Origin of the sequence: Pseudoramibacter porci (assembly GCF_009696145.1) — a bacterium.
Taxonomy (GTDB): domain Bacteria; phylum Bacillota; class Clostridia; order Eubacteriales; family Eubacteriaceae; genus Pseudoramibacter; species Pseudoramibacter porci.
Window position 1 is genome coordinate 49836 of record NZ_VUMO01000013.1, and the last position, 9559, is coordinate 59394.

At 52.8% G+C, this 9559-nt stretch carries 8 protein-coding genes; 2 read left to right on the forward strand and 6 right to left on the reverse strand.

What is annotated here, in order from left to right; genetic code table 11:
• Position 1: 1 nt before the first annotated feature.
• Together FYJ52_RS08845 and hcp are read right to left on the reverse strand one after the other, a co-directional pair.
• A complete protein-coding gene (locus FYJ52_RS08845; protein WP_205960819.1) occupies positions 2–622 on the reverse strand; it encodes a flavodoxin family protein in 621 nt (206 codons plus the stop codon).
• Complete coding sequence (gene hcp, locus FYJ52_RS08850) at positions 588–2225, reverse strand: hydroxylamine reductase (RefSeq protein WP_154576857.1); 1638 nt, start codon at positions 2223–2225, stop codon at positions 588–590. Before hcp ends, FYJ52_RS08845 begins: the two co-directional genes overlap by 35 nt.
• Positions 2226–2518: 293 nt before the next feature.
• Between hcp and FYJ52_RS08855 the strand changes: the two genes are divergently transcribed.
• Together FYJ52_RS08855 and FYJ52_RS08860 are read left to right on the forward strand one after the other, a co-directional pair.
• Positions 2519–3763, forward strand: a complete 1245-nt coding sequence (locus FYJ52_RS08855; protein ID WP_154576858.1) for an ammonium transporter — start codon at positions 2519–2521, stop codon at positions 3761–3763.
• A 21-nt stretch (positions 3764–3784) separates the two neighbouring features.
• Positions 3785–4129: a P-II family nitrogen regulator gene (locus tag FYJ52_RS08860; RefSeq protein WP_154576859.1), complete on the forward strand. Its 345-nt coding sequence runs from the start codon at positions 3785–3787 to the stop codon at positions 4127–4129.
• Between the two features lie 74 nt (positions 4130–4203).
• Here the strand turns inward: FYJ52_RS08860 and argS are convergent, their stop codons facing one another.
• The 4 genes from argS to FYJ52_RS08880 form a co-directional block, all read right to left on the reverse strand.
• A complete protein-coding gene (gene argS / locus FYJ52_RS08865) occupies positions 4204–5907 on the reverse strand; it encodes an arginine--tRNA ligase (protein WP_154576860.1) in 1704 nt (567 codons plus the stop codon).
• Between the two features lie 23 nt (positions 5908–5930).
• Positions 5931–6380, reverse strand: coding sequence for a DUF1934 domain-containing protein (locus FYJ52_RS08870; RefSeq protein WP_154576861.1), 450 nt, complete (start codon positions 6378–6380; stop codon positions 5931–5933).
• 30 nt (positions 6381–6410) lie between these two features.
• Entirely contained in the window at positions 6411–7475 is a 1065-nt protein-coding gene (locus FYJ52_RS08875) for a D-alanine--D-alanine ligase family protein (RefSeq protein ID WP_154576862.1), read from the reverse strand.
• 120 nt (positions 7476–7595) lie between these two features.
• Positions 7596–9284, reverse strand: a complete 1689-nt coding sequence (locus FYJ52_RS08880; RefSeq protein ID WP_154576863.1) for a phospho-sugar mutase — start codon at positions 9282–9284, stop codon at positions 7596–7598.
• Positions 9285–9559 lie beyond the last annotated feature (275 nt).

Here is a 9559-nt window from a genome sequence, read left to right on the forward strand (position 1 = left end):
TTTAAAGGCGGCGCCCCAAATCCTCCGCTTGTCGAAGAGCCGCATGCCCCTCGATTTCGCCACGCCGGTTGACGCCGCCAACGCCGATTTTTTCGGCCAATGCGGCCTTCGGAAACGCGAGCAGCCAGCTCTCGACGCTTTGCCAAACGCCGTCGAACATCTCCGGCCGATTTTGATCGGCTGTCGCCAAAACGACGACCTTTCGAAACCGATAGGGCTGTCTGAACACCGCGTTCATCCGATCAAAAAGGGTTTTGAGCTGACCCGGAATATTACCGAAATAAACCGGCAGCGCCAGCGCCACCACATCCGCCCAAACCATTTTGCGCACAATCTTTTCTGCATCGTCGTTTATAACACAGCGCCCCGTGTGTTCACACGCTTCGCATCCTGTGCAGTACTGGATGGTCTGATCTCGAAGATAAATCTTCTCGACATCGTGGCCGGCCGCTTCTGCACCCTTTGAAAAAGCATCGCCGAGGCGTTCGCTATTGCCTCGGCGCATACTTGTATAAATGACAATTATTTTTTTATGTTGCTGTTGATTTTCCATAGCCCGATTGTACCACAATCGGATTTTTTTGTCTTTAGCCAACCATTGAGGCCAGATCATCATCGACATTGGTGATGCCGCCGATGCCGAACTGGTCAACCAGCACGTTGGTAACATTCGGTGAGAGGAAAGCCGGCAGAGTCGGTCCGAGATGGATGTTCTTCACACCGAGAGAGAGCAGCGCCAGCAAGACGATGACCGCTTTTTGTTCGTACCACGCGATGTTGTAGACAATCGGCAGATCGTTGACATCGTCAAGTCCGAAAATTTCCTTGAGTTTCAAAGCGATGAGCGCCAGTGAATAGGAGTCGTTGCACTGTCCGGCATCGAGCACCCGTGGAATGCCGCCGATGTCGCCGAGATTCAGCTTGTTGTACTTGTATTTTGCGCAGCCTGCAGTCAAAATGACGGTATCGTTCGGCAGTTTTTCAGCAAATTCTTTGTAGTAGGAGCGGGACTTCATGCGGCCGTCGCAGCCAGCCATGACAATAAATTTACGGATCGCGCCGCTCTTTACTGCGTCAACAACTTGATCAGCCAGTGCAAAGACTTGTTCGTGTGCAAAGCCGCCGACAATTTTACCCGTTTCAATTTCAGTCGGTGCCAGGCAGGCTTTCGCCAATTCGATGATCGCCGAGAAATCCTTGTGGCCATTTTCGTCTGCGTCTATATGTGCGCATCCCGGATATCCTGTCGCGCCGGTGGTGAACAAGCGGCCTTTGTAGCTGTCCTTTGGCGGCACAATGCAGTTGGTCGTCATCAGAATCGGTCCGTTGAAGGATTCGAATTCTGTTGTCTGCTGCCACCAGGCATTGCCGTAATTGCCTGCGAAGTTGTCGTATTTCTTGAAGAACGGATAGTAATGTGCCGGCAGCATTTCTGAGTGCGTGTACACGTCGACACCGGTGCCCTTTGTCTGTTCGAGCAGCATCTCGAGGTCTTTCAAATCGTGGCCGGAGATCAAGATACCCGGATTGTTTCTGACCCCTAAATCGACTTCTGTGATTTCCGGATTGCCGTAGGCGCCAGTGTTGGCTGCGTCGAGATCGGCCATGCCCTGAACGCCGTATTTCCCGGTTTCGAGGGTCAAGGCAACCAAATCATCGACACTCAGGCTGTCGTCTAAGGTTGCAGCCAGCGCCCGCTGGATGAACGCGTCAACGTCTTCGTCGTCTTTCAGCAGTGCGTTTGCGTGTTTGGTATAAGCAGAGAGCCCTTTTAACCCGTAGGTGATCAGTTCTCTGAGTGAACGGATGTCTTCATTTTCAGTCGCCAGCACGCCGACTGTCTTTGCTTTTTCTGCGAATTGATCTCTTGAAATGCTTTCAGTTGCTGCAGCCGGCAGTCCTTCCTGATTGTCAACCTTCTGAAGCCACTGTGCCTTGAGCGTTTCGGTCTGTTCAACGCGGTTTTCAAGCGCTTCTAAATCAAAGTTGGCGTTGGTAATGGTCATGAACAAGTTGATCGTCACAAAATGATTGACGGTTTTCGGTACGTCGCCGCCCTGATTTCTCACAGCGGTCGTCAATACTGAGAGCCCCTTGGTTGAATAAATCAACAAATCCTGCATATTGGCAACTTCCGGCGTTTTTCCGCAAACCCCGCGGACGGTACAGCCCTGGCAGCGCGCCGTTTCCTGACACTGATAACAAAACATCTTCTGATCCTGCATGTTTCTATTCCTTTCTTTCATTACATTGCGGTTGTTCCGATTCATTTCATCTGATGGTTGTATGATAATCAATTTATTAAAATATTTCCGTGGTTATGCCAACATAATTATTTATTTTTAATAAATTCCGAAAAATATACTCCCCTGTTCTGATTTTTTCTTTGACTTTACGCACACCTCTTCTTATAATAAGGGTGTTGCATTTTTATCTAGTCAATCGGCAAAGGCGCCGGAAGCTTATGGCTTCTGGCGCCTTTTTTTGTTGGCTTATTTTAAATTATGGAGGTTTATTTATGAATGCAGGTAACACGGCTTTTGTTTTGATCTGTGCCTGTCTGGTGATGATCATGACCCCGGGGCTGGCCTTTTTTTACGGCGGCCTCGGGCGGCGCAAAAACGTCCTGAATACGATGATGATGTCATTTTTCATCATGGGGCTGGCGTCGGTTCTGTGGATCGCCTTCGGCTACTCGGTGAGTTTCTGCGGCGACCACGGCGGTCTCATCGGCACACTGCACCAGGCCTTTATGCGCGGCATGTTCAAGGGCACCAGCAATTACGCGCCGTCGATTCCGAAAATGGCCTACGTCGTCTTTCAGATGATGTTCGCGATGATTACGCCGGCGCTGATCACCGGGGCTGTCGCCGGACGCATGAACTTCAAGGCGATTTTCTTCTTTATCTTGTTTTGGCTGATCCTCGTGTATTTCCCACTGGCTCACATGGTCTGGGGCGCCGGCGGACTGATCGGCTCGAAACTGCACGCCCTCGACTTCGCAGGGGGCGACGTGGTTCACATTTCTTCCGGCTTTTCCGGCCTGATTTTGGCGCTGATGATCGGACGCCGTCAGGGCTACAACCGCGTCTCCTACCGCACCCACAACATTCCCTTCGTCGTCCTTGGTGCGGCACTGCTTTGGTTCGGATGGTACGGCTTTAATTCCGGATCGGCCCTCGCCGCAAACGGCCTAGCCGCCCACGCCTTTGTCACTACCAACACGGCGGCCGCGACTTGCATGATGGTCTGGATGCTCATCGACGTGATCGTCTCGGGCAAGCCAACCGTCGTCGGCGCATCGACCGGCGCTGTCCTTGGTCTGGTGGCCATCACACCCGGTGCCGGCTACGTCCCGGTATGGGCGTCATTTATTATTGGCGGAGCTGCCGCACCCATTTCCTATTTTATGATCTCTTACGTCAAGCCGAAGCTCGGCTACGACGACGCCCTCGACGCCTTTGGCTGCCACGGCGTCGGCGGGATTTGGGGCGGAATCGCCACCGGTCTTTTCGCCAGCAAAGCCATCAACCCTGCTGTAAAGTGGAACGGCCTTTTCCTTGGGGGCGGATCTCATCTGCTGCTGATGCAGCTAGCCGGCATCGCCCTGACCATCGTCATCGCCGTCGTCGGCACCCTCGTCATCGCGAAAATCCTATCGCTGTTCATGCCCCTTCGAGTCAATAAAGAAGATGAACGCCGAGGTCTCGACGAAACGCAGCACGGCGAAAAGGCCTACCCAGCGTTTACCGGTATGGATTAATGGAAAAGAGAGGTAAATCAAATGACAAAAATTGAAGCCATTGTGCGGGAAGAAGTTTATCAGGATCTGCTGGACGCGCTGAAATCCGTGGATATTCACGGCATCACCGTGTCCCAGGTCATGGGCTGCGGCACCCAAAAGGGCTACACCCGCGTGGTCCGCGGTTCAAAGGTAGATATCAACATGCTGCCCAAAATCAAATTTGAAATCGTCGTGTCCAGCGATGCTTTTGCCGACGAGGTCGTCCGCATTATCCGCAAAACAGCGGTTACCGGACAGCCAGGCGACGGAAAAATCTTTGTTTACGATTTAAAGGATGTGATTCGCATCCGCACCAACGAACACGGTGTCGACGCGATCAATTAAATCGACCATCAAAAAAACTGCTGTGGGGTTAACGCTCCGCAGCAGTTTTTGTTTTTGCGCTTATTTTTTTAATCTTACATCGATTCCGGTGCGCTGACGCCGAGAATGCCGAGCACATTTTCGAGCACCTGTCTGGTCGCGAGGATCAGCTTCAGTCTGGCATGCATCAGCTTCGCGTCGTCCACACGGACACGGCAGTCGTTGTAAAACGCGTGGAAGGCCGAGGCCAATTCCTGTCCGTAATGCACCATCCGAGACGGATCGTTCTTGCGTTCCGCCTGGACAATCGTATTCGGCAGATCGGACATGACTTCGAGCAGTTCCATTTCCTTCGGATGGGTCAGCAGGCTCAAATCTGCCGGCGCGTCCAAATCCACTTCGCCGCCGAGCTGTCTTAAAATGCTGCAGATGCGCGCGTGGGCGTACTGCATGTAGAACACCGGGTTTTCGTTGGATTCCTGAATGGCCAGGTCGAGGTCGAAGTCAAAGTGGGAATCCGGTGAACGCAGGTTGAAGAACACGCGGGCCGCGTCGGTCCCGACCATTGTCAAAAGCTCCGACAGGCCGATGGCCTTGCCCTGGCGCTTGGACATCCGAATCGGTTCGCCGTCCTTGATGAGGCGAACGAGCTGCATCGTCACGACGTGGAGCCGGGAATCGTCTTCTCCGGCCGCCCGGATCGCCGCCTTTAGTCTAGCGATGTGCCCGTGATGGTCGGCGCCCCAAACGTTAACCGCGCGGTCGAACTTCCGGGTCTGGAGTTTGTTCAGATGGTAGGCGATATCGCCCATGAAATAGGTCGGCAGACCGTTCTGACGGATCAGCACGTCGTCCTTTTCGCAGCCGTAATCTGTCGTCTTGAACCAGGTCGCGCCGTCCTTTTCGTAGGTCGCGCCCTTGTCCTTTAACAGTTTCAATGCCCGTTCGATTTCGCCGTCGTCGTACATGCTCTGTTCCGAGAACCAGACGTCGTAGTGTACGCCGTACTTGGCCATATCGGTGTGCATCTGTTTGAGGTTGACGTTCAGCGCGAAATCGATCAGCTTGCGCTTGCGGGTGTCGTCGTCTTCGTCGAGCAGACCCACAACCTGATCCTTTCCGCCCTGATCCGCGATGTATTCCTGGACCCGTTCCATAATGTCTTTGCCCTGGTAGCCGTCTTCTGGGAAAGGCACGTCCAGACCCATGGCCTGCTTAAATCGCGCGTCGAGGGAGTCCCCGAATTTCGCGATCTGATTGCCGGCGTCGTTGACGTAGAATTCGCGGGTCACGTCGTAGCCCGTCCAGGCCGCGATTTCAGCGAGCACGTCGCCGATCGCACCGCCTCTGGCGTTGCCGATGTGCATCGGGCCCGTCGGGTTGGCGGAAACGAATTCCAGATTGTAGGTCAGTCCCTTGTGGCCTTCGGTGCGGCCGTAATCCTTCCCCATGGATTCCACTTCGCCGATGACGTCATAATGCCAGGCTGGATCCAGCGTAAAGTTGATAAACCCAGGGCCGGCGATGTCGACCTTCGACACAATGCCCTTGAGATTGGCGTCGGCCTTCAGCTGTTCGGTAAGGGCTTCGGCAATTTTACGCGGCGCCATGTGGGCTTCCTTCGGCAGCTGCATCGCCACATTCGTCGAGTAGTCGCCAAATTTCGCTTCGCGGGGCACTTCCAGCTGCACGTCCGGCTGGTGCTCGATCTGAAAGGCACCGGCCGACACCGCGGATTTGACCGCGTCTGCTGCCGCCTGTTTCAACTTATTTTCTATTTTCTCTCTGATATAGGTCATCAATACTCCTCTTTACCTTTAACTTATTTTCGTTCCTTGACCTCGATGTCCATCGTGTTGGCGGTCACTTCCTGCCCATTGGAGGAAATGATGTAGTCCAGATGCACGTGAAGGGGACCTAAAATGTCGTCCCATTCGATTTCAATCTGCCGCGTATCGATCGACATCGGCACTTCCCCGAGGGGCGTCTTGTAAACAGCCATACAGCTGCTGCCCGTTTCAAACTCCATCATACTGTTGATCGTCCCGAGACGGATCACCGACACCTTGTCCGATTCGATGCGGACGGTGGTCGTCGTACCGGACATGCCGGAGACTTCTGTCTCCTGATAGTTCAGGCAGGGGGTTTCCCCTTCCCAGACCAGATCGCCCTCGGTCATGAATTCGGTCCGTTCTGTCTCGCCTTCAACCGCAGATTGGCTGACCACTGTCAGCCAAACCGGCCGCGCCGGCTTTTTTTCACGCACGTTCATCACGGCCTCCTTTTCTGTTTAATCTCGCTTTTACTTTAATGTGTAATCCGTCACTTTCTTGCGTTTTGCAGTCTGAATCAGCCGTTCGACCAATTCGCTGTAGCCCACACCCATATTGCCCCACATCATCGGATACATGCTGATATCCGTGAAGCCGGGCATGGTGTTGACTTCGTTGATATAAAGCTCGCCGGTATCCCGATCGACAAAGAAGTCCGCACGGGTCGGCCCTGCCCCGTCAATGGCGGCAAAGGCGTCGTGGGCGTAGGCACGGATCTTTGCAATAGTGGCGCTGTCAATTTCAGCTGGGATGACAATTTTCGAATCCTGATCGTCGGCGTACTTCGCTTCGTAATCGTAGAATTCCTTGCTGGCGACGACTTCTCCCGGCAATGTCGTTTGAATCTCACCGTCTTCCTCGAGTACCGCACATTCAACTTCTCTCGCGTTCACAGCCTTTTCAATTAAAATTTTGGAATCGTACTGCAGCGCATTGTCGACCCCGGCCAGAAATTCCACCCGGTCGTGGGCCTTGGTGATCCCCACCGAAGAGCCCATGTTCACCGGCTTGATGAATACCGGATAACCGAGCTGCGCTTCGCTGTCTTTGACCAACCCGTCTTGATTCTTTCGCCAGTCTCTATCGTAAAAATAAATGTAAGGCACAACTGGAATGCCAGCGCGTTCAAACAAAATCTTCGAGACCACCTTGTCCATCCCGACGGCGGAGGCCAGCACCCCACAACCGACGTAAGGCTTGTTCATCATTTCAAAGACGCCCTGAATCGTGCCGTCTTCACCCATCGGGCCGTGCATCATCGGCCAGAACAAATCGATGCTCTGAATGAGCGGATCGGTAAATACCGAAAAATCCGTCCGGAGATGATCGGTGTCCTGTTCCCAGGAGCCGTCCGGCAGTTTATCCCAATCTCCAGTATAAATCATCCAGCGACCGTCTTTTGTGATCCCGATCGTCACCACATCATATTTGTCTAAGTCAATAACTTTTAATACGTTATACGCGGAAACCCGTGCCACTTCATGTTCGCCCGACTGACCGCCAAATACGAGCCCTAATTTGATTTTATCTGGCATTGTAATCTCCTTGTCATTTTCATATAAAGATTTTGTTTCATTATACCCTTTTTCCCCGCGTTTGAATACCAAAAAAAGAAAACCCCAAATGGTTTTCCGGGGTTTTCTGCGCAAATGGCGTTATTGAGGCAGGCACGCGTTGACGGCTTCTTTAATTTCCGCCAGCTTCGCTTCCGCATCTTCCGGGCTCTTGCCCTTGACGGAATAGTAAATCTTGATTTTCGGTTCCGTCCCGGACGGGCGGATCGCGTACCACGAATCTTCGTTGAAGATGAATTTGAGAACGTTGGAAACCGGCAGGTCGATGCCTGACGTTTCGCCGGTTTTCACGTTGGTGCAGACCTGTGATTGATAGTCGTCAAATTCGACGAGTTCCGCGTCAGCGAAATGATCGAAGTGATCCGCACGGAAAGCGTCCATGATCTTCGCGATCTGGGCCTTGCCTTCGATGCCGTCGAGCTCAATGGACTGAATCGTTTCGAGGAAGTAGCCGAATTTCTTGTACAGCGCCTGGAGTGCGTCGTACAACGTCATGCCCCGTTCTTTGTAATACTGGGCCATTTCGACGACGAGGGCCGACGCGACGACCGCATCTTTATCTCTCGCATAGTCGCCGGCCAGGGCGCCGTAGCTTTCTTCGTAGCCCATGACAAAAGTATGTTCGCCGGACGCCTTCCACTGTGTCATCTTTTCGCCGATGTATTTAAAGCCGGTGAGCACGTTGTAAACCGCCGCGCCGTAGGATTTGGCAATGACCGCGCCGAATTCGCTGGTGACGATCGTCTTGACAATGGCCTTATTGTCCGGCCAGTCTCTGGATTTGAGCATGTAGTCGACGAGAAGGCCGCCGGTCTGGTTGCCGGTGAGGACCGCGTAACTGCCGTCGGGCTTGTGGCAGCAGACGCCGAGGCGGTCTGCATCTGGGTCCGTCCCGAAAATGATGTCCGCGCCTTCCTTTTCTGCCATTTCAATTGCGAGGTCAAAAACCGCTTTTTCTTCCGGATTAGGCTTTGCCACCGTCGGGAAATCACCGTCCGGCTGTTCTTGTTCTTTGACCACGGTCACATTTTCGTAGCCCAATTCTTTCAGTACACGGCGCACCGGAATGTTGCCCGAACCGTGGAGCGGGGTGTAAATAATTTTTAAGTCGCTGCCCGGATTGGCCTTAGCCACGCCCTTGACCGCTTCGATATAGGCGTCGTCCACTTCTTTCGGGACGGTAATGATGTGCGGATCGTTGTCCGCCGCCAGCTTCACTGAGAAATAATCCGTAACGGTATGAATCTGTTCGACGACGCCGGCCGCGACCGCTTCGGTGATCTGGCCGCCGTCCGGGCCGTAGACCTTGTAGCCATTGTAAATCTTTGTATTGTGAGACGCTGTAATGACGATGCCGGCCGCAGTTTTCAAATGGCGCACGGTGAAGGACAGCACCGGCACCGGACGCAGGCTGTCGTACAAATAAGCGTTGATGCCGTTGGCTGCGAGCACCTGGGCAGACACCTGCGCAAATTCCTTCGAAAAATGTCTGGAATCGTAAGCGATGGCGACGCCCTTTTCAGCGTTGGCCGGGTCTTCTTTCAAGAGATACTGCGCCAAGCCCTGAGTCGCCCGCGCGACGACGTAAATATTGATGCGGTTGGTCCCCATGCCGATCTTACCGCGCATACCGGCTGTCCCAAAGGACAGCTCCGTGTAAAAGCGATCTTCGAGTTCTTTTTCATCTGTGATCGCGCTCAGTTCCTTCTTAATATTCTGATCGTACTGGCCAAAATCGAGCCATTTCTGCAAATTGGTTTTATAATCCATTTTGAACTCCTTCACTAATAGATTGATTTGAAATGTTTTGTCAATGTTAGTCGGTTACAATTATTATAAATCAAAGCTTATCGATACACAAGAATAAAGCGCCGGGTTTTGAGCGTAAAAATGCACGCTTCTAAATGAGAAGCGTGCATCAGACTGTAGACAAAGTCTAGGGCAAACGCTCTAGGCTTTGTTTATTATCGCAATCATTTTTCACCTGTTGCCATACAACCGTGGTAAAATAGCAATAATAGAAACAGGCCATGCATTCAGTAAGC

Excerpts from the sequence above, each read along its gene's own strand:
- FYJ52_RS08875 (WP_154576862.1), bottom strand. The coding sequence starts at position 7,475 with ATGCCAGATAAAATCAAATTAGGGCTCGTATTTGGCGGTCAGTCGGGC.
- FYJ52_RS08880 (WP_154576863.1), bottom strand. The coding sequence starts at position 9,284 with ATGGATTATAAAACCAATTTGCAGAAATGGCTCGATTTTGGCCAGTAC.
- argS (WP_154576860.1), bottom strand. The coding sequence starts at position 5,907 with ATGACCTATATCAGAGAGAAAATAGAAAATAAGTTGAAACAGGCGGCA.
- hcp (WP_154576857.1), bottom strand. The coding sequence starts at position 2,225 with ATGCAGGATCAGAAGATGTTTTGTTATCAGTGTCAGGAAACGGCGCGC.
- FYJ52_RS08870 (WP_154576861.1), bottom strand. The coding sequence starts at position 6,380 with ATGAACGTGCGTGAAAAAAAGCCGGCGCGGCCGGTTTGGCTGACAGTG.
- FYJ52_RS08845 (WP_205960819.1), bottom strand. The coding sequence starts at position 622 with ATGTCGATGATGATCTGGCCTCAATGGTTGGCTAAAGACAAAAAAATC.
- FYJ52_RS08855 (WP_154576858.1), top strand. The coding sequence starts at position 2,519 with ATGAATGCAGGTAACACGGCTTTTGTTTTGATCTGTGCCTGTCTGGTG.
- FYJ52_RS08860 (WP_154576859.1), top strand. The coding sequence starts at position 3,785 with ATGACAAAAATTGAAGCCATTGTGCGGGAAGAAGTTTATCAGGATCTG.